General features: G+C 40.2%; 26 protein-coding genes. 23 read left to right on the top strand and 3 right to left on the bottom strand.

Translation table 11 applies throughout. From position 1 onward, the window contains the following. The first annotated feature begins 4 nt into the window (after positions 1-4). Both raiA and K8Q91_02395 read left to right on the top strand, forming a co-directional pair. Complete coding sequence (gene raiA / locus K8Q91_02400) at positions 5-376, top strand: ribosome-associated translation inhibitor RaiA (protein MCE9628826.1); 372 nt, start codon at positions 5-7, stop codon at positions 374-376. Positions 377-498: 122 nt separating this feature from the next. Continuing rightward, entirely contained in the window at positions 499-1,065 is a 567-nt protein-coding gene (locus tag K8Q91_02395) for a peptidylprolyl isomerase (GenBank protein MCE9628825.1), read from the top strand. 384 nt (positions 1,066-1,449) lie between these two features. Here the strand turns inward: K8Q91_02395 and fmt are convergent, their stop codons facing one another. Continuing rightward, positions 1,450-2,262 (bottom strand): methionyl-tRNA formyltransferase, encoded by an 813-nt coding sequence (gene fmt, locus K8Q91_02390; protein ID MCE9628824.1) that lies wholly within the window; start codon positions 2,260-2,262, stop codon positions 1,450-1,452. A gap of 241 nt (positions 2,263-2,503) precedes the next feature. Here fmt and K8Q91_02385 point away from each other — a divergent pair, with 241 nt between their 5' ends. After that, entirely contained in the window at positions 2,504-3,025 is a 522-nt protein-coding gene (locus tag K8Q91_02385; GenBank protein MCE9628823.1) for a hypothetical protein, read from the top strand. Positions 3,026-3,087: 62 nt separating this feature from the next. Here K8Q91_02385 and def read toward each other — a convergent pair whose 3' ends face one another. Beyond that, entirely contained in the window at positions 3,088-3,594 is a 507-nt protein-coding gene (gene def, locus K8Q91_02380; GenBank protein ID MCE9628822.1) for a peptide deformylase, read from the bottom strand. A gap of 21 nt (positions 3,595-3,615) precedes the next feature. After that, the gene (gene priA, locus K8Q91_02375) at positions 3,616-5,511 is read right to left on the bottom strand and encodes a primosomal protein N' (protein ID MCE9628821.1); all 1,896 of its coding nucleotides are present in this window, start codon (positions 5,509-5,511) and stop codon (positions 3,616-3,618) included. Positions 5,512-5,603: 92 nt separating this feature from the next. Between priA and K8Q91_02370 the strand changes: the two genes are divergently transcribed. The 20 genes from K8Q91_02370 to K8Q91_02275 all read left to right on the top strand — a co-directional run bounded on the left by K8Q91_02370 (position 5,604) and on the right by K8Q91_02275 (position 25,211). Then, entirely contained in the window at positions 5,604-6,728 is a 1,125-nt protein-coding gene (locus tag K8Q91_02370; protein ID MCE9628820.1) for a hypothetical protein, read from the top strand. Positions 6,729-6,731: 3 nt separating this feature from the next. Continuing rightward, positions 6,732-7,622 carry a DUF916 domain-containing protein gene (locus K8Q91_02365; protein ID MCE9628819.1) on the top strand — a complete coding sequence of 297 codons (891 nt, stop codon included), beginning with the start codon at positions 6,732-6,734 and terminating at the stop codon, positions 7,620-7,622. Continuing rightward, positions 7,619-8,383 (top strand): hypothetical protein, encoded by a 765-nt coding sequence (locus K8Q91_02360; protein ID MCE9628818.1) that lies wholly within the window; start codon positions 7,619-7,621, stop codon positions 8,381-8,383. The genes K8Q91_02365 and K8Q91_02360 overlap by 4 nt, the downstream gene beginning before the upstream one ends. Before the next feature lie 8 nt (positions 8,384-8,391). After that, on the top strand, positions 8,392-10,554 hold the full coding sequence (locus K8Q91_02355) for a hypothetical protein (GenBank protein MCE9628817.1): 2,163 nt from the start codon (positions 8,392-8,394) through the stop codon (positions 10,552-10,554). A gap of 50 nt (positions 10,555-10,604) precedes the next feature. Beyond that, the gene (gene murA, locus K8Q91_02350) at positions 10,605-11,906 is read left to right on the top strand and encodes a UDP-N-acetylglucosamine 1-carboxyvinyltransferase (GenBank protein ID MCE9628816.1); all 1,302 of its coding nucleotides are present in this window, start codon (positions 10,605-10,607) and stop codon (positions 11,904-11,906) included. A gap of 12 nt (positions 11,907-11,918) precedes the next feature. Beyond that, a complete protein-coding gene (locus K8Q91_02345; protein MCE9628815.1) occupies positions 11,919-12,932 on the top strand; it encodes a rod shape-determining protein in 1,014 nt (337 codons plus the stop codon). A 121-nt stretch (positions 12,933-13,053) separates the two neighbouring features. Next, complete coding sequence (locus tag K8Q91_02340) at positions 13,054-13,716, top strand: hypothetical protein (GenBank protein MCE9628814.1); 663 nt, start codon at positions 13,054-13,056, stop codon at positions 13,714-13,716. Positions 13,717-13,875: 159 nt separating this feature from the next. After that, positions 13,876-14,442: a hypothetical protein gene (locus tag K8Q91_02335; GenBank protein ID MCE9628813.1), complete on the top strand. Its 567-nt coding sequence runs from the start codon at positions 13,876-13,878 to the stop codon at positions 14,440-14,442. A 104-nt stretch (positions 14,443-14,546) separates the two neighbouring features. After that, positions 14,547-15,101 (top strand): ribosome recycling factor, encoded by a 555-nt coding sequence (frr, locus tag K8Q91_02330; protein ID MCE9628812.1) that lies wholly within the window; start codon positions 14,547-14,549, stop codon positions 15,099-15,101. Next, positions 15,101-16,198, top strand: a complete 1,098-nt coding sequence (locus K8Q91_02325) for a site-2 protease family protein (GenBank protein ID MCE9628811.1) — start codon at positions 15,101-15,103, stop codon at positions 16,196-16,198. Before frr ends, K8Q91_02325 begins: the two co-directional genes overlap by 1 nt. A gap of 100 nt (positions 16,199-16,298) precedes the next feature. After that, entirely contained in the window at positions 16,299-17,546 is a 1,248-nt protein-coding gene (locus K8Q91_02320) for a prolyl-tRNA synthetase (GenBank protein MCE9628810.1), read from the top strand. Between the two features lie 6 nt (positions 17,547-17,552). After that, a complete protein-coding gene (locus K8Q91_02315; GenBank protein ID MCE9628809.1) occupies positions 17,553-18,605 on the top strand; it encodes a rod shape-determining protein in 1,053 nt (350 codons plus the stop codon). Next, a complete protein-coding gene (locus tag K8Q91_02310; GenBank protein ID MCE9628808.1) occupies positions 18,583-19,401 on the top strand; it encodes a hypothetical protein in 819 nt (272 codons plus the stop codon). The genes K8Q91_02315 and K8Q91_02310 overlap by 23 nt, the downstream gene beginning before the upstream one ends. Beyond that, a complete protein-coding gene (locus tag K8Q91_02305; protein MCE9628807.1) occupies positions 19,370-19,660 on the top strand; it encodes a hypothetical protein in 291 nt (96 codons plus the stop codon). Before K8Q91_02310 ends, K8Q91_02305 begins: the two co-directional genes overlap by 32 nt. A gap of 6 nt (positions 19,661-19,666) precedes the next feature. Next, entirely contained in the window at positions 19,667-21,361 is a 1,695-nt protein-coding gene (locus K8Q91_02300) for a hypothetical protein (GenBank protein ID MCE9628806.1), read from the top strand. A gap of 46 nt (positions 21,362-21,407) precedes the next feature. Continuing rightward, positions 21,408-21,872, top strand: a complete 465-nt coding sequence (gene greA, locus K8Q91_02295) for a transcription elongation factor GreA (protein MCE9628805.1) — start codon at positions 21,408-21,410, stop codon at positions 21,870-21,872. 7 nt (positions 21,873-21,879) lie between these two features. Further along, entirely contained in the window at positions 21,880-23,352 is a 1,473-nt protein-coding gene (gene lysS / locus K8Q91_02290) for a lysine--tRNA ligase (GenBank protein MCE9628804.1), read from the top strand. Positions 23,353-23,536: 184 nt separating this feature from the next. After that, entirely contained in the window at positions 23,537-23,971 is a 435-nt protein-coding gene (gene mraZ, locus K8Q91_02285) for a division/cell wall cluster transcriptional repressor MraZ (protein MCE9628803.1), read from the top strand. A gap of 1 nt (position 23,972) precedes the next feature. Continuing rightward, positions 23,973-24,857, top strand: a complete 885-nt coding sequence (gene rsmH, locus K8Q91_02280) for a 16S rRNA (cytosine(1402)-N(4))-methyltransferase RsmH (GenBank protein ID MCE9628802.1) — start codon at positions 23,973-23,975, stop codon at positions 24,855-24,857. Positions 24,858-24,878: 21 nt separating this feature from the next. After that, positions 24,879-25,211, top strand: coding sequence for a hypothetical protein (locus tag K8Q91_02275; protein ID MCE9628801.1), 333 nt, complete (start codon positions 24,879-24,881; stop codon positions 25,209-25,211). Positions 25,212-25,215: the final 4 nt, after the last annotated feature.

Raw genomic sequence — 25,215 nt, 5'->3', positions numbered from 1 at the left:
TATTATGCGTTTAAATATCAAGGCGACAGGAATGGAGTTGACTGGGGCTTTACGTCAGTATGTGGAAAATAAAGTGGGCTATTTAGAAAAGTTTGTTAATCCTAATGATGCTAGCGCGATTGCCGAGGTGGAGATTAGCAAGGTCTCCAACCACCATAAATCAGGTGATATTTTCCGAGCTGAAATAAATCTCACTAGAGCTGGTACTAAACTGGTACGAGAAGAGGTGACTGATGAAGATATGTATGCCGCGATCGATATGGTTAAAGACGCCTTGATTGAGACTCTAAGCAGTGAGGCTAATAAAAAGATTACTTTGTTTCGTAAGGGCGGGCGGGCTATTAAGAATTTAATTAAAGGTTGGAAATCTAATTAGACATGAATAATTATACTCTTTGGGCGATTGTCGCCACAGTCCTAGTGGTGCTTGGTTTGGGTGTTTTTATAACTCAAACTAAACCGGTTACTATTAATACTATAGCTACTTCAACTATTAACATGACAGATTTATTTTCATCATCAACACCGAGTGTGCCTGATAATCAGAGTCAAACAATGTCGGCGGGTGCTCAAACTAATTCTCAACCAGTGGTGACTATGACCACAAGTGTGGGAGTAATAAAATTGGAATTATTTGCCGACAAAACTCCAAATACAGTAGCTAATTTTTTGAAGCTAGCCCAAGCTGGTTTTTATGATGGCACACTATTTCACCGAGTGATCCCTAACTTTATGGTCCAGGGTGGGGATCCGTTGACCAAAGCCGAGCCAAAGAATTGGGGTATCCATGGCACTGGTGGTCCAGGTTACAAATTTGCTGACGAGATTGGACCAACGAATAGTAATGCGATAGGAACGATCTCTATGGCTAATGCTGGACCAAATACCAATGGTTCTCAGTTCTTTATAAACGTGGCCGATAATAGTTTTTTGAATCCTAAACACACCGTGTTTGGCAAAGTTGTTGCCGGTATGGATGTCGTTAATAAAATTATTGCTGTCAAAACTAATGAAAATGATCATCCGCTTGAGGATGTGAAGATTGAAAAGATTGAGATAAAGTAAAACTTCGTCTCGCCAATAATTTTGGAATGCGCATATTTGCTTGTTTGTAAATTGCCATGCTCGGCTGACCGTCTGCACAATATTACAAAATTACTGGCGAGACTTTGTTTTTCTTCCACACAGGAAAGTTCTGTGTATAAAAATGCCCAGGTGCCACATCTCTGTGACTCCTGGACAAACCAACCTTTTTCGGCAACGTTGATCTCTAGATGCCGATACTCTCAGATACTAGAAGGCTTTTGCTTCGGCGCCAATCATGTGCGCAACGAGAGGTTATACCTCTAGCACAGAGAGAAAGACTTTCTCTCTCGATACTAACTGCTCTGGCGGCTGGGAACCAAAGGTAAATTAATTCTTGCTTTTTGGTTGATTAAAGTCAAGTTTTCAGCTTTTCCAATTCATCTCGGATTTACCTTCAGGTACAACCCGGTCAACGACTAAGGACTCACCATCGAGGTGGGCCTTTTTGATTATAGTACGAACATTTTTTCCATCTCTAGTATCAAAGAAATAAGCACTCGGCCACGGAGTGAAAGCGCGAATTTTGTGGAAGTTTGTAATTGGGTCATCATTCAAATTGATCAGCCCGTCTTCTTTGGTGATTTTTTTGGTGAAAGTTGCTTGAGTGTGATCTTGATCGGTAGGAATAATTTGGCCAGTTATAAAATCAGGCAAAATATTAGCCACTAGATTGGCACCAGTTTCAGCCAATTCATCCCGGAGTTCTACATAAAATTTATTAGATAATAGAGTTTTAGTTTGAGCGACAATGGGTCCATGGTCCATTTCGGCATCTAGAATGATAATGGTTACACCGGTTTCCGTGTCGTCAGATAAAATAGCTGATTCCAAGGGCGTAGCCCCGCGAAACTTAGGTAGAAGTGAGGGGTGGATATTGAGTGTCCCAAATTTAGGAGTATCTAAAATAGTTTGGGGAATAATTTTGCCATAAGAAGCTACGATGAAGACATCCCAATCACCATTAGGGAATTGGAAATCTTTTAATTTAGGTGGCTGCATAAAATCAATATTATTTTCGGAGGCCCACACTTTAACCGGCGGGGGAGTTAAAACCATTTTTCGCCCTTGTGGTTTGTCTGGTGTAGTTATGATTAGACTCGGCAAAAAGCCACGCTGTTTCAATGTGTTTAAAGCTTTAACGCTAAATTCGTCAGTTCCAAAAAAGGTGAAGTTCATATTGTAAAATATAGCATTTTAAGTAGTCTTTCAGCACTACTTGACAAACTTACCTAGTAGGTGTATAATATAGATATAAGGTGGTTCTTTGATAGTATCAATACTTGCATGTAGTCATAGCGAAAAGTGGCTTATGGGAATAAGTCATTTCTCGCTGTGACTACTATTGTAGTGGTCAATCAGCAACCAAAAACTTAAGTTGTCCTGAAAAAGAATCAACAATAACGGAAGGGTTACTGACATGACTAATGCTAATGAAAACACGATTGTGGCTCCCGAAGGTGCTCGTATCGTTAACCTTCATTGTCGTGTTAATCACGGGCGTGACTGGAAGGAAGCGATCAGTGCTGGTTTTTTACCCCACAAACGGATTAACGGTGAAGTTCAAAAGGTTGGTGACCTCTATTTACCTACCAGTACAGAAGAAATCCAAGGGGACTATATCATCTTGAACTTCCTGCCAGGTTGTGGTAGCTGGGACAGAGCTTTGGTCTGGGCCCAGAGCGTCGGCCTGAAGATGACGGTTCCGCGCGAAGTTTTCGCGATTGGCGAGCAGTACCCTGGCCTCGAGCGGACGCTGGGCCAGAATCCTTTATACTTGGTGGCTACAACTGACTGCATCTTCGGAGGCAGGCGTAAGGCTTGCTTTGTCTGGTGGGGTAGATATCGTTTCTTTTTCTGGTCCATCGGGCGTCGCGTAGTGGGTCTGCGCCCGACGATTGACTTCGACCACAACTGCGCTTGGTTTCTGTTCCGCAAGTAGGACACAATTTCAGCCCCACATGAAAGCTCCGCTTTCATGTGGGGCTTTCTGTTTTTTTATATTTATAAGTTCTCTGGTTTTATTTCCTCGACATCGGTGGCATGGTCAATAAAAAGAATACCATCAAGGTGGTCTATTTCATGTTGGTAGATTTGAGCAAAGAAACTACCGCCTCCCATAGTGAACTTTTTACCAGTTTCATCATAAGCCTCCACTGTTGCTTTTTCGGCGCGTTTTGTTTTGCCATATAACCAGCGGACAGACAGACAGCCTTCATCCCTGATTAATTTTTTTCGAGAAACTTTTGTTAGTTTGGGATTGATAAAAACTTTGTCATTAGGGAGTGGGTCGCTATCTTTTTTGCGTAGAATCTTGCCAGCGATAATAAAAATTCTTAAGGAGATATCAATTTGAGGGGCTGCTAGAGCGACACCGTCATCACAAGTGGCTAAAGCCTGACTCATATCAGCTAAAATCTTTTTCAATTTTGGGGTACCAAATAGAGACTCGTCCACTGGTTGGGCGATCTGGCGTAAGGTTTTATGGCCGGTTTGGATAATGGGTAACATGAGATTTATCTTATTATTATACTACAAGATTGACTCAGGGTCAACGTCAATTAACCAGGCTGGTGGTAAACTGCTTAATATATTTAGTAAGTCAGGATCTAATGGCGTCATCGGTAACTTTAGAATTAACGAAGCTCGGTAGTGAGAGTGGTGGGCTTCTAAATTAGGGATCACCAGGGGTTTATATTTTTTTAAGTCAGTCGCTAGATGATTTATCGAATTTAGGACGGTTTGTTTGGAGCCACTACAACTAACTTTAATGAGCTTGCTGAAGGGGGGATAGTTTAAAAGTTGACGTTCTTCTAGCTCGTTGCGGAAAAAGTCTGAGAGATTACCGGTCAAAGCTTGGTTAAATAATTGATGGTCAATCAGTCTCGTTTGGATAATAAAATGTTTGGTGGCTAACTTGTGGGTTTCGATGACTAAATTTAAAATCTTCTCATTGATTCTAAAATCAGGAATAGCGAACAAAGAGTCGATTGATAAAAGGGCGCTGTATTCCAAGGGTTCTTTAAGATAGTGGAGAATCATTTCAGTTCCTATTAAAACTGAGCCTTTGGTGGCTAGAAACTTTTTGATTTCTTCCTTGGCTTTTTTCGGGGTGACGCTATCACTATCAACTTTAAACATAGGTGTAGCTGGAAAGAGGTGGTTGATAGTTTCGGCGATTTTTTCAGTTCCTGTACCCAAAAGAGCTAAACGCCAGCCACCACAATAAATACATTTATCCTCAGCGGGCTTAATACTGCCACAACGGTGACACATGAAAGCAGCCCCCTCATCGGTTTTATGGATAGAGACAGGGTTGGTACATTGGTCGCAGGTGACGACGGTGCCGCAATCATTACAGATAGTAATAGGGTAGAGACCGCGTCGACCACTAATAATTACCAATCTGTTGTTATTGGCGATACTGTAGTCAATCATTGATAATAATTCTTCACTAAAAATATTAGCTGTTGGATCAGTATTGTTTTTTTTAGGTGGAACAATCACCAAACTTTCAGCTTGGCCTTTATTTCGTTGTTTAATAATACTGGTTGGTAAATATGTATGCTCGTTAATTTTGTGAATTGTTTCGGTCCGGAGGAGGGAGTCGCCTAATATTAATTTACCGTTGGTCGCTTCAGCTAAGTGTTCAATAAATACCCGAGCGTCGATAAAAGGTCGTTGGAGGTGTTTGTAGTAAGGAGATCTTTCTTGGTCAATAATAAAAATTTTGATATCCGCTCGGGGGAGAGCTAAGAATAAAGAGGTGCCTAAAATCACGATCGGTTTCTGATTGGCCAGGGCTTTATTCCAATTAGCTATCAGGTCGGTTTGGGTTAGTTTGTTGTGGAGAGTAAAAGTGTGATCTTCTATTCCTTTTGATAATTCAGACTTTATTTGGTCTATATCTAAAGACGAAGGAAAACAAATAAAAACAGATTTTTTTTGAGCAAACGCTTCTCTAATAGTTCGTTTGTAAAAGCCTAAACGCTCATTATTGTCATCTTGAAGAGCATATTTTTCAGTAATAATATTTGAATTGTTTGGAAGATTGTTTGACTTGGCGAATACGGGCTGGCTGTGAATCAAACTATAATTTTCCAAGATTATTTTTGGAGTAAATTCTTTTATGATATGACCAGTCGGAGCTAAAAAATAACTAGCACTTTTTTGACAGGCTTTAATAAAGTCTGGTTGGAAAAAATGGTCTTGTTTAATTTGGGTGATTTTTTTGAGGCTAAAATCTTCTTTTTTTAAAGAAGATTTGACGCTAGAAGCGTCTTTGACTTCGACGACCAGGGCATCCGTTTCTCCTTGTCTAACTGGCACAGTAACTAAAGCGCCCGGGGTTAAGTTGGCGGTAGTAAAATAGGTGAGGTGATCTCGAAAAACACCCTTTGATAATGGAATAACAGTGACGACTTTCATCTTGTTAAGCAGTATACCGAAAATAGCGTTTTATGCACTTCTTGATTTAAGGTTTTTTTTGTATACTAATCTTATCTTGTTTATAACTAAATATGGTATCTAATTTTTCTCCTAATCCTCAAAATGACATTTGGACTCAAGCACTGTTTAACAAACAAGTAGGGTCTTCTGACACTCAGACAACAACGCCAGCCGACGCTAATAGTTTGCCTGTCTTAAAGGAGTCAGGAATTGTAAATAGAGTATCCTTAATCCCGGTGGACTATAAATCCAAACTACCGGCCTCGCATGCTGTTAATGTTTTGGTACCGCTAGCTGGACTATTTTTAGCTTTTGGTATTTTGGGTGTAGGACAGTATTTAATACCATCTTTTCGTTATGTTTACATTGCTCCAGATGATTTTATTCGTGACCGAGCTTATTCATTGATAACGGTGCCGGTTAGCTTTTTGGTGGATGAAACAAAAATGGCCTCTAGTTTAGTGGGTGATAATGCTTTGTCTGTTTTAGCGATAGCCTCTATTTTCCCCGGAAAAGTGGTAGAAGCTGTTGGTGAGGCTTTTGGAACTATGTCGACTGATACCTTTAACCAGCCCAAAATTTTAGCCTCTGGTTTGGCTGATAGTTTTACTAGTCTGTTAAATAAACCAGTGGTTGATCAAATTTATCCCACCGAGATAACTTCTGAGGTAGTAAATAATCCAATTGAATATAATCAAGTAGCGGCCATTGGCAGTCTGACTGGGTTGGCTACTGGTTTTGATGATTTTATTACAATGATTAAGTCTTGGTCGGTAGGGGTACTTGATTTTGTAATTTACTATGTCGACCTGATCTCTAACAACTGGTATAACTTTTTCTTTGGTCCAGACGAAAAAGTAACCGCCAATCCGATTATTGATGAAGTGGCTTTGCGGGAACAAATTAAAGCCGAAGTGTTGGCGGATCTCAAAGGGACTCTGGCAGAAGCCTTTAAATCAACGGGTGGTGGACAACCTGTTTTAATTCAAGATTCTGGTGGTCAAGGGGTGGTGGTGGTTCCATCGTCAGCCTCAACTACTGATGAAGCCATCAAGAATCAAATTAAAAATCTTTTTTCTGATCCAGTGTTAGTTGATTTTGATAAATCACGACAATCTGGGATTATTACTCCAGTTTTTAATAACACCACCGGTGAAAATTATATTTTCGTTTTGACGCCAGTTAAATCGAATTAAAACATGATTAAAAAAATACTCATTACAACTTGGTTGGTGGTTGTTTTTTTCATACCAAACACCTCTCAGGCGGTTGAACCGTCGCTAACTTTAGGTCCAGGAAAAATAGAAGTAGAATTAATTCCAGGCGGTCAGATTAGTAAAGATATTTTTATTGTTAACAATTTAGGGCGAGAGAGTGTTTTTGATATTTCATTTGAAGATGTTGAAGCCTCTCCAGCCGAAGAAGGGGGAGTTAGATTTTTAGGTAGACTGACTAGTCGGTTTTCTCTAAAAAATTATTTTTCTGTACCGGAGCAGTCTTTTGTTTTAGCTGAAGGTGAAGAAAAGACTATCCCAGTAACGATTACTTTACCTGACCAGGCGCCTGTTGGTAGTTTACATGCAGCGGTTTTGGTTACACCTAGGTTAGAAACGGTAACTGCTAGTCCCCAGACTAAACCCCGATTAGGTTTGTTGGTTTTTGTTAAGGTGGCAGGTGAAAAACAAGAGTCTGGTTTTTTGGCCAGTTTAAATCAGGGCAGATACGTTAACTTTGGTTCGCAGGCTATTAAATTTTCGATGTTGTTTAATAATAAGGGTAATACTTATTTGAATCCGTATGGTTTATTGTCTATTAAACCTTTGTTCGGCGGGCAGTCAAAAGAGATAGTGATCAAGCCTTGGTTTGTTTTGCCTCAGTCAGCTAGACAGAAAATAGTCTTGGCGCCTGAGTTGAAAACTGGTATTTACCAAGCGGAACTGCAATTAAATAGAGGTTATGAAAATATAATAGACAAAAAAACAGTCTGGTTTATAGTGCTTGGTTGGCTAACGGGTTTAATCATTGGAGGGATAATTATATTGTTAATTGGCGGTTTGATTTATCGTTTTATGATAAAATTAAAAACATGAGAGTTGTTATTTTTTATTCAACCTATCTTATAGTTTGCTTGGTTTTAGCTGGTCCGGCCTGGGCTTATGTAGCGAGTAGTACTAATTACAAACTAGAAAAAGATAGTATTAATTTTGCTGGAGCTCGATCTGTTTCTGGTACTTACATAATAGAGGATACTTTAGGTGAAATTAGTACAGGAACGAGTACGAGTTCATCTTATAATCTCAATGCTGGGTATCAAGCCATGGAATCTAGTGGGGTAACTATTAGTTTAAATTTGAGCTCACCTAGTGATGTGTCGATGTCGCCAGCTATTGTTGGTGCTAGTGGTGGTACCTCTGATGGTTCAGCTAGTTGGACGGTGGTGACCAATAATCCAAGTGGTTATAGTTTGTCGGTGGCAGCTGATACGAATCCAGCTTTGAAATCAGGGGCTAATAGTTTTGATGATTATACTCCAGCTGGCCTCGCACCCGATTTTTCTTTTTCAGTTGGTACATCTGAGGCTAAATTCGGTTTTAGTCCTGAAGGGGTCGATATCATTAATCGTTTCTTAGACGACGGGTCATCTGTTTGTGATAGTGGATCGTCAGACACTAGTGGTAGTTGTTGGGATGGTTTTGATACTCTTGGTAAAACGATTGCAGCTAGCGCTTCAGCTAATAATCCAGCTGGGTCTGCGACGGTATTGAGATTAAAAGCGGTAGTGGGAGCAACTAAAAATCTAGCGACTGGATCATATGGGGCCATTATTACAGCAACAGCGGTAACTCTTTAGATTTTTTAATGAAAATATTTCTTTCTTTGATAAAGATCAAACTAAATATTTTTTTGCTAGTTTGTTTTTTATTGCTGGGGATCGGTAGTTCTGTCTTAGCTGTCACGGACACAGATTCTTTAAATGTGACTTTAGATGTGACTAGCGCTAGTACAACTGATGGTGGCGGTGGTGGTACTGACCCAATCAATGGTTGTATGGATCCAGTAGCTGTTAATTTTAATGCCTCATCTACTGTAGATGATGGTAGTTGTACTTATTTATCTGTCTCAGTACCAAATGTGACGAATTTTATTTCTAATTACTATGATACAGCCCCTAAAAGGGTCGTTTTAACTTGGACTAACCCAACTTTTACCGACTTTCAAGCGGTTAGATTGGTTCGTAAACTGAACTCGATTGCGGTATCTCCAAACGAGGGGACGCTTTTGTACGACGGGGTTAATCAATCTTTTACGGACACTAATGTCGCTCAGGGTGCTACTTACTACTATAGTATTTTTGTGCGTAGTGCCTCTGGTGATTATTCTTCTGGGGTGATTACGTTTGAGGTCTTGCCTGGTACTGGGATTGATAATAATCCACCAGTAATCGGTTGTCTTGATGTGCTGGCTAGTAACTATAATCCGCTAGCGACCGTTAGTAACGGTAGTTGTACCTATGCCACTTCGACTCCTCCTGTTGTTGGTTGTCTTGACCCAGAGGCTAATAACTATGATCCGGTTGCTACTATTAGTAGCGGTGCTTGTACTTACGGTGAAGACGAATTACCAGAAGAAGAATCACCGGTAGATCCTTTTAGTCAATTTCCTTCGACTGACACGGAAGATCCAGCTCTAGTAAACTTATCATTAGGAGATTTTGTTTTTATTCAAGATGGTGAAGCACGACAATTTTTTACTTTTGGAACAACTGTAGTGGTTAATGGCAAAAAAGACCTCACTGTCTACTTACCAGCCGATCGAGTACCGGGAGTTTTAAAGGCGATTGGTGTAACTGTGGCAGACCCAACTGATCCTAATAAGACATTTTCTTTCTTGCTAAGACTAAATACTGAAAGAACAGCATATACGGCTAGTATCGGTTCTCTAGGTAAAGATGGTTTATATCCAATTTTTGTCTACATTATTAATTATAAAGATCAGACTATTAAAAGAATTGTTGGTTCTTTGAAAGTTACTGGGGTTACTCCGGTTAATAAGGTTAATCCTCTGGATTTGCTTTTAAATAGTTTGGTGCCTGTGTCGGTGGGGACCGGTTTGTTGGTGGGAGTGGCTCAGACAGTGGCGATTGCTAGTCAGGTGACTTCTTTTGTTGATCTCTATCTCTTGATTCTGCGTTGGTTTGGTTCATTTTTGGGTTATTTTGGTTTTCGTCGCAAAAATAAACCTTGGGGTACTGTTTATGATGCAGTGACCAAAAGACCAATTGATCCAGCTTATGTTAGTGTTTATCGTTACCTAGATCCTGCAACAGAAGTATCCTCAGCGATTACGGATATCGACGGTCGCTACGGCCTCTTTCTTCCATCGGATACTTATACCTTAAAAGCCGGTAAGACTCACTATGCTTTCCCATCAAAATTGTTAGCTGGTAAACAAGTAGATGAGCTTTATGATAACTTGTATTTTGGTGATCCGTTTATTACCTCTGGTAATGAAGTGGTTAATTTAAATATTCCATTAGACCCAGTTGGTTTTGATTGGAATGAATTCGTGAAAGGGCAAACAGAATTCTTCAAAGTTTATTCTGCTCGAGAAGCAAAGAGAGTTAAAATAGTTCAGCTTATTGTTTGGGTTGGTTTAATTTTTTCAAGTATTTCTACTTTTGTTAGTCCAAGTTGGAGTAATATCGGTATTTTGATTTGTTACGGTTTAATTTTTGCTAGTCGAGGTGTTTATAATTATCGTCACCGTCTAGTGGTGGTCAAAAGGCGTGATAATAATGAGCCAATTCCGTTTGCTATTGTTCGAGCTTTCTATGCTGATATTAATCAAGAGGTTAAACATGTGGTGACTGACGTTGTTGGTCGTTTTTACATGCTCGTTCGACCAGGGGTTTACTACTTTACAGTTGAACATCGCCAACCTGATGGAGCTTACGCTAAGGTCTACCAAAGTGAACCAATCAATTTAACAAAAGGGGTCTTGTCTGAGGATATTTTGATCTAAACATATACACAGTTTGCTCAAAAACAGGTCAGGCCCTACAATAGGGTTCTATGGCTAATGAGCAAGACTATTTTGAGATTAAAGGTTTGTCTGGTCAAAGAACCTTGGCTGGTTCTATTAAGGTTGGTGGAGCTAAAAACGCTGTTCTGAAGGTGTTAGCGGCTTCTTTGTTGTTTAAAAACGAAGTGACTATTTCCAATGTGCCGGACATTGAAGATGTGAAGAGAATCTTGGAATTGTTAGAAGATTTAGGGGTGGTAGTTGAAAAGATAAGTGATGATACTTATCGGTTGTTTACCCAAGATGTTAAAACTCATGTTATATCGCCAGATATCGCAAAAAGGATTAGAGCTTCAATCGCTTTAACTGGGCCACTGTTGGCTCGGTTAGGTAAAGTTTCTTTTCCTCATCCTGGTGGTTGTGTGATAGGTAAACGGCCAATTGATATTTTCCTGAAAGGTTTTACTGATATGGGGGCGGTCTTTAGTGAAAAAGAAAAAGAATACATTTTTAAGGTTAAAAATAAAAATAAGCGTTTGCATGGGGCGGAGATTTTTTTGCGTGTGGCTAGTGTGGGTAGTACGGAAGCCTTGATGATGGCCTCTGTTCTGGCTTCCGGGGTGACAGTTATAAAAAATGCTGCCCTAGAACCAGAGATTCAAAGTTTAGGAGAATTTTTAAATCAGTGTGGCGCTAAAATTTACGGTTTAGGGACACCAACTTTAACAATTGAAGGTGGTGGTTTATTGGATGGTTCCGGACAAGTTTATCAAACTATTCCCGATCGAATTGAAGCTGGTAGTTTTATTATCTTGGGGGCACTAGCTGGTAAAGATTTAAAAATAACTAATTGTGAACCAGATCATCTAGATTCATTATTATTGTCTTTAAGATCGGCGGGAGTAAAATTAATTGTTGGTGAAGATTTTGTGCAAGTTAAAGGGGTGCAACCTAAAAAATTTAAAGCCTTGGATATAAAAACTCATGAATACCCAGGCTTCCCAACTGACTTGCAAGCACCATTAGCTGTCTTTTTGACGCAGACTGAGGGACAAAGTTTTATGTTTGAAACTATTTTTGAAGGTCGGCTGCAATATTTAGAAACATTAAACCGAATGGGGGCTAATGCTCGCATTCTTGATTCTCATCGAGCGATTATTGAGGGCCAAACTAAATTATTTGGTAAACATGTGGAGAGTCCTGACCTGAGAGCGGGTTTGGCTTACGTTTTGGCTGGTATTATTGCTAAAGGGGAAACTGTGGTCCATAATGTCCACTATATTGATCGTGGTTACGAAAATATAGTTGAACGACTAAAAAAGGTGGGTGTCAATATTACCCGCCAACACTAACTCTTTATTATCATGGCTTTTTTTACCAGAAAACTCGGTATCGATCTCGGTACCGCTAATACTTTAGTTTTTCTACCTGGCAAGGGGATTGTATTAAACGAACCATCAGTAGTGGCGGTGTCACAGATTGATAATAAGGTGGTGGCAGTGGGCGTGGAGGCCAAGGATATGATTGGCAAAACACCCGATAATATTATTGCTTATCGGCCTATGAAGGATGGGGTGATTGCTGACTATCGAGTAACCGAAGCCATGCTTAAATATTATATTAGTAAAGCTTTAGGAAAGTGGAGTATTTGGAAACCAGACGTCATGGTGTCGGTGCCGGCGGGAGTTACTTCAACGGAAAGGCGGGCGGTGATTGAGGCGGCGATGAAAGCTGGGGCTCGTAATGCTTATGTAGTAAAGGAGCCAATTTTAGCCGCTATTGGAGCTGGTATCCCGATTTATGAAGCTAAGGGTCATATGGTAGTAGATATTGGTGGAGGGACCACTGATGTGGCTGTCATCTCTCTGGGCGGTATTGTAGCTTCGACTTCGGTGAAGCATGCGGGTAATAAAATTGACCAGGCGATTGCTGACTATATTAAGAAAACTTTTAATTTGGGTGTCGGTGATAAGACAGCAGAAGAAGTGAAGATTGCGATTGGGTCAGCGGTGCCGATGGAAGAAGAGTTGGTTCATCAGATCAAAGGGCGAGATTTTATGACCGGCTTACCACGTGGAGTTGAAATAAAGACTAACGAAATAGTAAAAGCGATTGATGTAGAGTTAAGGGAAATAGTAAAAGCAATTAAGGCTGTCTTTCAGGATACACCACCAGAACTGGCTTCTGATATTATTGACCAGGGAATTATTATGACTGGTGGATCGTCTCAGTTACGAAATTTGCCTGAGTTGATTTATCGTCGAACCGGGGTTAAGGCTTATTTGGCCGACGAAGCTTTATTTTGTGTGGCGAAAGGGACTGGTATTGCGTTGGAACACTTGGAAACTTATAAGAAGAGTGTGATTGCTAAGCATTAAAATTTCGAAATTATCACTACTCGTTCAACGCGCGTAAAATTTTGCTAAATTTTCGCTATGCTCGGTCCGCCGACCTGCGCAATGTTGATCTCGTACTATAATTTCTTCATACTCAAAGTATATGGATATTTCTTTATTACAAAAAATCTTAAATTCCAATCACCATGCTTTTGCGGTAGTGGGGGAGCCGAGTCAGCTAATAGTTGAATTTAAGGCCTTATTACCGGTTAACTCAGCTGATGTCTGGTGTGAATTATTTGATAACTTTAGTGTGGACGATAGTCATAAAGTAAAAACTTGGCAGTCAACACGGCCTTTGGGTGGAAAAATAAAATACGCAGTTTGGGGAATTGTTAGTGCAAATCTTGAAGCCCAGAATTCTTTGTTAAAGAGTTTAGAAGAACCAGCTACAGACGTTAAGATTATTTTAGTTATCGCGCATGAGGGAATTTTGTTGCCAACAGTATTATCTAGATTGCTAGTTTTAAAATCTGAGACAAATTTCCAAAAAATTGAAGATAAATCACTGGCCAGTAATTTTTTAAATGCCGATCCTCACCAACGCCTAGAATTGATCGAGTCTAATTTTAACTACAAAGAAGATGGAGTTAAAGGTCAATTAATGAAATTTTTAACGGATTGCGAGGCGGTGGTTCAAGATGGATTCAATCAAAATAGATTACCAAAGGTTGAGGTTATAGAAATAATAAAAGCTAAGCGAAACTTATCTGATCGTTCGGCGGTGCCTCGTTTGGTGATGGAAAATTTAGCCACTATTCTTTAGATATTGACTTTAGTTGTATTTGTTGTATTATCTTGAGTGGATATTTTGATAAATTCTCCCAACTAAAAACTAACCGCAACCTTGGGGTTGATAAACAAGAATTGGAGGTGTGTTTTGACTAAGGAACAGATTGGGCTCTTGTCTGGAGTTCTGGTGGCCATGAGCGTCATGCCTTATATCTATCGGGTGTGGCGTGAGGAAATCCATCCTAACGTAACTGGGTGGATTCTTTGGTCGGTGATTGGCCTGTCCCTGCTTTTGACTTACCGTTCTTCGGGGGCCGAAGCTAATGCCTGGCCGGCTTTGTTTGGGTTCATCAATCCAAGCGTGGTCACCATCTTAGTGATATGGCGACACGGCAAACTGAGTTGGCCTGACAAGGTAGAGTGGGTCTGTATCATTCTCTGCGTCTTGTCTCTGGTTCTCTGGTGGTATGTCCGGTCTGATAAAACCTTGGCCCAATACGCTTTGTATATTTCCTTGGTCGCTGATTTGTTTGCTGTTTGGCCAACAATTAGGTGGGTATGGGAAGATCCAGAGAGGGACAGACCGTTTGCCTGGGTAGCCTTTTCGTTGGCGTATCTTTTGGGTATCTTTGCGATCCCAGAAAATACCTTGGCTAACTGGGCTTTACCTATCTATATGGGTATCGCTGGTACCGGTATTGCTATACCTTTGTTGTATCGGCGAATAGTTCGTCGTGCGCCTTGGTACGAATGGATTTAACAGGGGGATGAAAAGTTTCTAATAGGCAGGTGACTCATGGTCACCTGCCTATTTTCTTTTTTTATAATGACCAAATAAAGAAAACATGTTAGGATAATCTTCGTATGGCTTACAATTTTTCACCCTTTAAAACTCAAATTGAAGAAATTAAAACCTGGTTACTAGGCGAATTTGCGATGTTAAGGACGGGACGGGCAACTCCGACCCTGCTCGACTCGGTGATGATTGACTCCTATGGCAGTAAAATGCCGATTAAACACGTAGCCAATATTAGCTCTGAAGATCCTAAGACTCTTCGCATTACGCCGTGGGATGCTAGTCAAATTAAGGCGATTGAGACGGGGATTGCGGCTAGTAATATTGGAGTGTCTACTTCACCAGACTCCACCAGTATTCGAGTAATTTTTCCTGATTTGACCGAGGAACGTCGAAAAATGCTGGTTAAGTTGGTAGGTGAAAAATTGGAGGATGCCCGGGTTTCTCTCCGTAAAGAACGAGAAAAAGTGACTAACGATCTTAATAATCAGAAAAAAGAGGGTGAAATTAGTGAGGATGATTTACACCGATCAAAAGAAGAACTTCAAAAATTAGTTGATGAAGCAAATCGGGGTTTAGAAGGTCTGGCTGATAAGAAAGAGGTAGAAATAATGGAGATCTAATGACAATTGTAATTTTTATTTTAATTTTAGCTCTTCTGATCTTCGTTCACGAACTTGGTCATTTTTTGGTGGCCAAAATATCTGGGGTACGAGTGGATGAGTTTGCTATTGGTTTTCCACCTAAATTATTTTCTTATAAGTATGGTGAGACAATTTATGCCCTTAATCTAATTCCGTTTGGTGGTTATGTAAAAATTTTTGGAGAAGATCCAAACCAAGATTCATTAACTGGTCCAGATAAAAATCGTAGTTTGGCTAGTCAGTCAAAAAAAATACAAGCTAGTGTTTTGGTGGCTGGGGTGACTTTTAACTTAATTTTAGCTTGGGTTTTGTTTAGTCTGGCTTTTGTTTTAGGTTTTCCGGTGTCAGGTGATTTAGCTACCAAATTTCCTGTTACTGACGCTAGAACTGTCATCTCAGGAGTTCTGCCTGACTCACCAGCTCAGCAAGCTGAATTAAAAACGGGAGACATTGTTGCTTATGTCCGCAACTTGAGCGGGGATAAAATTACAGTCAGAACCGTAGATGACTTAAAAACAATTATTAATCGTTTGGCTTCCCGACCCTTGGTTGTTGGGGTAGAAAAAGAGGATGGTCAGATAAAAGAAGTTAAAATTTTAGCTTCTCAAGATATTATTCCTGGTCAGTGGGCTATTGGTCTGGGCTTTGAGCAGGTTGCTATTGTGGATAGTCGTTGGTATCAGGCGCCTTGGTTCGGTGCTCAGATGACTTATGAAACAGTGGTGTCCATGGTGGGTGGTTTAAGTGATTTGGTTGTTAAAATTGCTCAAGGTCTACCCATTAAGGAGGCTGTGGTTGGACCAGTAGGAATTGCTGGAATGGTGGGTGATGCTCGTGCTTTAGGTTTGGTTTATTTAGTTACTTTCACTGCCTTTATCTCGATTAATCTAGCGGTTATAAACTTGGTACCATTTCCTGCTCTTGATGGTGGCCGCCTGTTCTTCTTGATAGTTGAAGCCATTAAAGGTTCGCCGCTTAATCCTAAAATAGCCAACACTCTCAATTTGATTGGTTTTGTTATCCTTATTTCTTTTATGCTCTACGTGACGTGGGGTGATGTCATTAAGCTCTTGTAAGGCGTTTTAAATTTCAAGACAGTATCTACCTTAAGTCAAATTAAGTAGTTAATACGTAATTTTGACCCCAAGTCACTTATCGTTTATGATTGGGTGATCTATGCGTCAATCACAACTCTTTACTAAAACTCGCCGGGAAGACCCAAAAGATGAAGTATCAAAAAATGCCAAGCTTTTGATTAGAGCTGGGTTTATTCATAAAGAAATGGCGGGTGTCTATTCTTATTTACCATTAGGTCTTCTATCATTAAAAAAGATTGAAAATATAATTCGTGCCGAGATGAATAAGCTTAGTGGTCAGGAAGTAGAATTGACTGCTTTGCAAAATACTGAAGTCTGGCAAAAAAGTGGACGTTGGGCTGATGAGGTGATTGATGTTTGGTTTAAAACTAATTTACAAAGTGGGGGTGAGATAGGTTTAGCTACTACTCATGAAGAGCCATTATCTTCTATTATGGCTGAGTATATTCAGTCGTATCGAGATTTACCTCGAAGAGTGTATCAATTCCAAACTAAGTTTCGTAATGAACTACGAGCCAAAAGTGGTATTATGCGTGGCCGTGAATTTTTAATGAAAGATTTATACTCTTTTGATACTGACCAAGAAGCTTTAGATGGTTTTTATGAAGAGGTGGCAGATAGTTATAAACGTATTTTTGAAGCGGTTGGTATTGGGCATTTAACCTATAAAACTTTTGCTTCAGGCGGTTCTTTCTCTAAATATAGTCATGAATTTCAGACTCTTAGTGAGGCGGGGGAGGATAAAATTTATATCTCTGACAAAAAAGGTATTGCTATCAATGAAGAGGTTTTTACGGACGAAATACTGGCTGAACTGGGTATTAATAAAGAAGAGTGCTACGAAGCCAAGTCAATTGAGGTGGGTAATATTTTTAAATTGGGAACCAAGTATTCAGCGCCAATGAATTTAATGTATAAAGACGAAGCTGGAGCTTCTTATCCTGTAGTGATGGGTTCTTATGGAATTGGTCTGGGTCGTTTGTTGGGAACGGTAGTGGAAGTCTTGGCCGATGATAAAGGGATGAGATTACCAAAAAGTATTGCGCCGTTTACTGTCCATCTCGTTTCTTTAGGTGGTAGTGATAATGTTAAACAAGAAGCCGAAAGACTTTACAAACATATTTCCGATCAAGGTGTAGACGTTCTTTACGATGACAGAGATCTTGGTGCTGGTGAAAAATTAGGCGATGCTGATTTGTTGGGCTTACCAACTCGAGTGGTGGTGAGTGAAAAAACGATTACAGCTGGTAGTTTAGAGGTTAAAGATAGGATGACGGGGGAGGTCAAAAACTTATCCGAGGCTGATTTGTTGGCTAGTCTGAAATAATTTTTCATGTTTAAAAAACTCTATGAAATGTTTTCGAGTGATATTGGTATTGATTTGGGTACTTCTAGCACCTTGGTTTATGTTAGCGGTCAAGGGATAGTCCTTAACGAGCCTTCTATTGTGGCAGTTAATCAAAAAACGGGTCGAGTGGTGGCGGTTGGGAATGATGCCAGTATGATGATTGGACGGACTCCGGCTCACATTACCGCGATTAGGCCACTTGAAAATGGGGTGATCTCTAACTTCGAAGTAGCTGAAGAGATGCTGGCTTATTTTATGAAAAAAGCTACCGCTTTGACTCCTAAGCGATTACTGGGACCGAGAGTGGTGATTGGTGTACCGTCAGGAGTTACTAACGTGGAGCGTCGGGCGGTTCGTGATGCGGCTCGTAATGCTGGAGCTCGGGAAGTTCATGTGGTAGAAGAACCTATGGCTGCAGCGATTGGTATTAGAATTCCTGTCTACGAACCAGTTGGTAGTATGATTGTGGATGTTGGTGGTGGAACAACTGATATTGCGGTTATTTCTTTAGGTGGAGTAGTAAAATCTAAAAATTTACATATTGCCGGTGAAAAGTTAAATCAGGATATTAGTGCTTATGTGAGAGATGAGTTTAAAATTTTATTAGGTGAGAAAACCGCTGAGGAAGTTAAAAAAGCAATTGGTTCAGTTATCAAACAAGTTGAACCAATGGAAGCAACGATCAGAGGTCGTGATTTAATCACTGGGTTGCCTCGAGAGGTGGTTATCACTGATAGTGATATCAGAGAAGCGATTATGCCGGCGATCGACCTGTTGGTTGATTCTATTAAAGAGGTTTTAGAGTCGACCCCACCAGAAGTAGTTTCAGATATTATGAGGCAAGGAATTGTGTTGGTTGGTGGAGGGGCAGAAATGATAGGTCTGGCTAAATTATTTGAAAAGGAATTAAAATTACCAATTCACATGGTTGAAGAACCTCATACTGCAGTGGTCAGGGGGGCGGGAATTGTCTTGGAGAATCTAGACTTGTATCAAGACTTATTAATCGACAACGATGATGAATTACCTCCTCGATAAAAATACTGTTTTTAAAAATCAAAATCGTCCACGACGGAGTAACAAAATTATGATTACTCTGGTTTTGATAGTCGGTTTGTATATTATGGGTCCACTAATTTACCGTGGTTTGTCTGGGGTGGCTGTAATTGTGGTTCGACCAGTTTTTGTGGCTAGTGAAAAAAGCCAAGGATTATTATTTAGAACAGTTAATTTTTTTAGAACTCAGAGGTCTTTGGTTTTACAGGTAGAAAATTTAAAAAAAACAGTTGAAATACAGAGTGAGCAACTCAGAGCTAATAAATTACAATTAGCAGAGTTGGCTGTTTTACAAAAAGTAGCTAGTCGTTACGAAAATAAAGAAGCACCGGTGGTGGCTCGGGTTTTTGATCGACCACCACGGACTATGTATGATACTTTTTTAGTCGATATTGGTCGTAACCAGTCAGATAGTATTAGGTTGGGCGATAAGGTAGTCGTTCAAGAAAATTTATTGTTAGGCGAAGTGGTTCAGATTTTTAGTAATACCACTAAAATAAAGTTTTATTCATCACCTAGGACAGATATGAATGTGGTGATTGGACCTAATAGTGTTCCAGCTGTTGTCAGCGGGGCTGGAAATGGAAATTTTACTACCAAGTTGCCTCGAGGGTTGAAGATTGAAAAAGGGGATCAGGTAATAGTTCAAAACCCAGAATCATATTTGATCGGATTGGTTGGTGGGGTAGACAATGACCCTCGTAATCCACTGCAAACCATTTACATTGCCTCACCAATTAATATTTATGAATTATCTTGGATTGAAATTATTCACTAAAGGAATAGATCGTCTAATTTTCGGTCTACTATTAATATTGACGGCTTATTTTTTGCCTACATATCTATTAATAGTGGTGGGTGGTCTAGGGCTTATCATCTTTTCTTATTATTACGAAATAGCTATAGTTTTTTTTGTTATGGAGTTAGTTTTTGGGATACCGGTTTTGGGCTGGTCTCCTTATTATTTTGCGGGGACAATAGGTATGTTGTTGGGGATAGTGGTTGTCGAAGAAATCAAAGTTCGTGTTATGGTGTAAATTCTTATGTGGTCAATCTTTAGATTATTTAGACGCCAAAAAAAGAGTCATTATATTGATCCGGATGAAATATTTTTGGATTCGCGTAATTTGCCGTCTTTTAACACGCAACAATTTGAGGGTCGGATTGAATCACCGATTAGTAAACGAGCGATATATTTTTTAGGATTATTTTTTTTGGTAGTTGGTCTAATTTTTACTTATAGAGTAGGAGTGATTCAGGTGGTAAGAGGTCAAGAGTTTGCTAAAAGAAGCGATGATAATAAATTAAATCATACTCCTATTTTCCCTGATCGCGGAATTGTTTATGATCGTAAAGGGGTCGAATTGATTTGGAATGATAATGGTCGTAAATATTTACCTAAAGAAGGATTTGGTCATTTACTTGGTTTTGTTGGTTACCCCACTGATAATCAAATAAAAGAATTCAAATATAATCCTAAACAACCAGTTGGTCGTGATGGGGTTGAAGAGTTTTTTAATAATGACCTCTCTGGTGAACCAGGCCTAAAAATTGAAGAAGTTGATGCCAAGGGGCAGATAGAATCAGATCATGTTGTTAAAGAATCCTTACCAGGCAGGAGTATTAACTTGTCGGTTGATGCTGTGGTCCAAGAAGGTCTGTATAAATCGATTAAAGATTTGGCCATCGCTCAAAATTTTAAAGGTGGGGCTGGGGTGATTATGGATTTAAAAACCGGTGAAGTTTTGGCTTTGACCAGCTATCCTGAATATGAGCCTAACATTATTGTGGAAGGTAAGGATGAGGCGAAAATAAGAGGTTATGGGATAGATCCTGGTAATCCTTTTCTAAATCGAGCTATTTCTGGCCGTTATACTCCAGGTTCAACGGTTAAGCCTATCTTGGCCATGGGTGCTTTGGCAGAAAAAATTGTTAGCCCAAATAAATTTTTTCAAACTAACGGTAAGTTAACCCTGCCAAACCCGTATGACCCAGAGCGTCCGACTATTTTCCCAGATAACGCTGACCACGGGTCGGTTGATATGCGTAAAGCTATCGCCGTGTCGTCTAACGTTTATTTTTATATCATTGGTGGTGGGTTTAGGGATCAGAAAGGTTTGGGTATTTATAATATTGAAAAATATATGCGTTTGTTTGGTTTAGGAGAGAAGACCGGAATTAACTTAGGTGGTGAGGTGGATGGAATTATCCCTAACCCAGAATGGAAGGAGGAAACCTTCAAAGGCGAACAATGGCGGATCGGAGATACTTATCATACTGCTATTGGTCAATATGGAGTTCAGGTGACTTTACTTCAAGTCTTAAGAGCTTTTGCGACTATTGCTACCAACGGTGACGTGATAGTGCCGACTGTTTTAAAACAACAAGACAACTATACCACTAGACCAATTCGCCAACTTGGTTTAGAAGAGAAAGATTTTAAGGTGGTACATGAGGGGATGAGAATGACGGTGACTGATGGGACAGCTCAGATTTTAAAAGACTCGGAGATAAAGCTAGCAGTCAAAAGTGGAAGTGCTGAAATTGATGCCGGTAAAAAATATGTTAACTCCTGGTTGAGTGGCTATTGGCCTTATGATAATCCTCGTTATGCATTTTCCATTGTCATGGAACAAGGGCCTCGTAATGTAACTTCTGGTGCTGGTCGGGTGATGCGCAATTTTGTTGATTTCATTAAGATTTATGCTCCAGAGTACTTGGACGTACCCACTGTTTAAATAGCCTATTTTGACGTACTGGCCAAAATAGGCTATACTTTTGGCCATGAATAATGACACTCAATACCTAAGTAAGGAGAAGTATGACGCTTTACAAGCTGAGTTAGTAAATCTTAAAACCGTCGAACGTAAGGAGGTTGCTGCTCATCTAGAGTATGCCAAGTCCCTCGGTGACTTATCAGAAAATGCTGAGTATCAAGAAGCTCGAGATCGACAAGCTGATATTGAAGACCGAATCAAGGAAGTTGAAAATATTTTAAAAAATGCCCAGATTGTGTCTGGCAAGCATAGCGGTACTGTTGATGTTGGTTCGGTGGTGGTGATTAAGAAAAAAGGTGGGGAAGAAAAAGAATTAACGATTGTTGGTTCTGAAGAAGCTGATATGTTGTTGGGTAAGATTTCTCACTTATCTCCCATTGGTTCAGCTTTGATTGGCCGAAAAAAGGGTGACAGTGTGGAAGTGTCTACTCCTAGTGGGGCTGTGGAATATAGTTTGTTAAACGTTAAATAATAAAACAATGGCATCGCTGGACGACATCCGAAGCGAGCGGTTAAAAAAACTGGAACTCTTAAAACAGGCTAACCAGAACCCTTTTCCTATTCATTGTGAACGATCACATAGTTTAAAAGAGGTGGGTAGTGAATTTGATCCGTTAAGTGAAGCAAAAACTGAAGTAAAATTGGTAGGGCGACTGATGGCTCGTCGGGGTCAAGGGGCGCTTATTTTCTTTGATTTATTTGATGGAACTGGCAAATTTCAAGCGGTAGCCAAGAAAGACACATTAGGTGAAGATAGTTTGGGATTATTTGATACGACTGTCGATGTGGGTGATTTTGTGGCGGTGACTGGAACCCTATTCACCACCAAACAGGGTGAAAAAACTTTAGAAGTGACTAGTTGGCAGATGTTAGCAAAATCTTTACGACCATTACCAGATAAGTGGGCTGGTTTGCAAGATGTGGAAGAACGGTTTCGTAAACGTTATTTAGATACTTTGACCGATGAAACTGTCCGGACACGATTTATCACTCGATCTAAAATTATTACCGAAATTCGCAACTTCTTAAATAGTGACGGTTTCCTAGAGGTAGAAACCTCAATGCTTCAGCAACTAGCTGGTGGCGCTACGGCTACACCATTTGTCACTCATCACGAAGCCTTAGATATTGATCTTAGTTTGCGGGTGGCCCCAGAACTTGATCTGAAGAAAATGATGATTGGTGGTTTCCCGATGATTTACGAAATCGGACGCTCATTTAGAAATGAGGGAATTGATCCAACTCATAATCCAGAGTTTACTTCACTGGAAGCCTATGCTGCTTTTTCTGATGCCACTGCCGAAAGAGCGCGAGTTGAGAAATTATTTAAACAGGTTATTCAGAAAGTTTTTGGTTCAGATATATTAACTTATGATGGCCAGACTATTAGTTTTGCTGAACCTTTCGCCGTGGTTAAGTATCTAGATTTGATTAAAGAATACACTGGTCTCGATAACGTGATGGACATGTCAGAAGGTGACTTACTTAAAGAGGCGACTAAGCTTGGTTTGAGTATCGACCCAAATTTACCAAAAGAAAAAATCATTGATCATATTTATAAAAAAGCTTGTCGACCAAAAGTAATTCAACCAACTTTCTTGGTTGATTATCCAGTTGAATTTGCGCCATTGGCTAAACGCCGTGAAGATGATCCAAGACTGATTGATCGGTTCCAACTTCTGGTTGGTGGGACAGAACTGGTTAACGGTTTTTCTGAACTTAATGACCCTATTGACCAACGAGCTCGCTTTATGGAGCAGGAGAAGAATAAAGCCAAAGGGGATAATGAAGCTCAACCAAAAGATGAAGACTTTTTGGAAGCAATGGAGTATGGTATGCCACCAGCTTGTGGTTGGGGTATTGGTATTGACCGCCTTGTGATGCTTTTAACTGATGTCCAAACTATTAAAGAAGTGATCTATTTTCCAACCCTGAGACCCAAAGGAGAATAATCATAAGTTGATAACCTAAAAAGCCCCTCGACGGAGGGGCTTTTTAGGTTATCAACAGTTTTAGTGGTGGGGTGGTGTTGGTCAGTGGGAAGAAGTGGAGTAGAATAGGAGAGTAGTGGGAAAAAGTGGCAGAGATCGTTGGCTCCACCAATGATCAACACCCTAGTTAATTTATCTTCTTATTATGCTTATCGGCGAATACCGGCACACTATTGATACAAAAAAACGCCTAGCGTTGCCGGCTAAATTTCGCAAAGAGCTTGGTAAGAAGGTGGTCATTACGCATGGTCTCGACAACTGTTTGTCGCTTTACCCAGTCAAAGCCTGGGCCAAAGTGGCTGAGAAGTTAGCTGGTCTTTCAATGGGCCAAGCTGACACTCGTCGGTTCAACCGGTTTATGTTGGCTGGCGCCGTCGAAACAGATGTTGATGCTATGGGGCGGGTTTTGATCCCAGATTTTCTGAGAGAGTTTGCTGGTCTCGATACCAAAGTGGTGGTCGCTGGCATTCACGAACGACTGGAGATTTGGGATGAGGACCGCTGGAAAGCTGATAAGGATAAAGTCCAAAAAGAGGCTGATCAATTAGCCGAAAAGTTGGGCGAAATCGGAGTTTTCTAGGATGGCCCATATACCTGTTCTTTTACATGAAGTAATTGAAGGCTTGAATCTCAAGTCTGGCGATGTGGTGGTGGACGGCACTTTAGGTGAGGCTGGACACGCTAAGGCACTAGCGGACATTATTGGCCCAACTGGCCATTTGATTGGTATAGATGCTGATGGTCGAGCGTTGGCTCGAGCCACTAAAAATTTAGCTGAGTGTGAGGCTAAATTTACACCGGTAGTTGGTAATTTTCGTCAGATTGAGACTTTGGTCACTGTTGGCAAAGTTCAAGGCATCTTGCTTGATTTAGGGGTTAACTCTGGTCAACTAGATGATGACGAACGAGGCTTTTCTTTTCGAACTGATACACCTTTGGTGATGACTTTATCTGATAAACCAGAAGAAGCCTTGGTCACTGCTTATGATGTGGTCAATAGCTGGGGTGAAGAAAATTTAGCCAATGTGATTTATGGTTACGGCGAAGAACGTTTCTCCCGGCAAATTGCCGAAGCGATCGCCAAAGCCCGCCAGAAAGGGCCAATCAAAACTACTTGGCAGTTGGTGGATATTATCAAAAGCGCGGTGCCTAAGTGGTATCAAAAAGGCCGACTCCATCCAGCTACCAAAACCTTTCAAGCGATTCGGATTGCGGTCAACGATGAATTAGAAGCTTTGAAAGAAGGTTTGGCTGGTAGTTTTAAACTATTAGATCAAGGGGGTCGGTTGGCGGTGATCAGTTTCCATAGTCTTGAGGCTAGAATTGTTAAAGAATTTTTCAAAGAATTACACACTCAAGAAGTTGGTCAAATCATTACCAAAAAAGCCATCAAGTCAACTCGCGAGGAACAACTCAGTAATCCTCGGTCCCGGAGTGCTCAATTACGGATTATCCAAAAAATATAATTTATTAATAACTTTATTACCATGTACACTAAAACTCTTAATCATTTGGCCGCTGTTGAAAATATCGAACAAAAAATAGTAGGAGTTTTGGGGGTGCTAGTAGTATTGATGGGTTTTGGTTATGTTTACTTAATAAATGACTCTATTTTTCATGTGGCTGCTCGCAAAGAATCAGAAGAAAAGATAGCTACTGTTGAGACGGATATTACCGCTTTAGTTAGTGACTATATGGCAATTTCCGCTACAATAAACCTAGAGAGAGCTAAAGAAATGGGTTTTATGGAAACTGGTGACAATGCTCACTTTGCGACTCGTAACACTGATACAACTTTGACTCTCTCACTTCAACGTTAGTTTT

It is taken from the genome of Candidatus Vogelbacteria bacterium (assembly GCA_021414225.1).
Classification (GTDB): domain Bacteria; phylum Patescibacteriota; class Minisyncoccia; order Phycocordibacterales; family XYD1-FULL-46-19; genus JAIOOX01.
The sequence above is the reverse complement of the archived record's forward strand: the minus strand, read 5'-3'. Positions and strand labels throughout refer to the sequence as shown.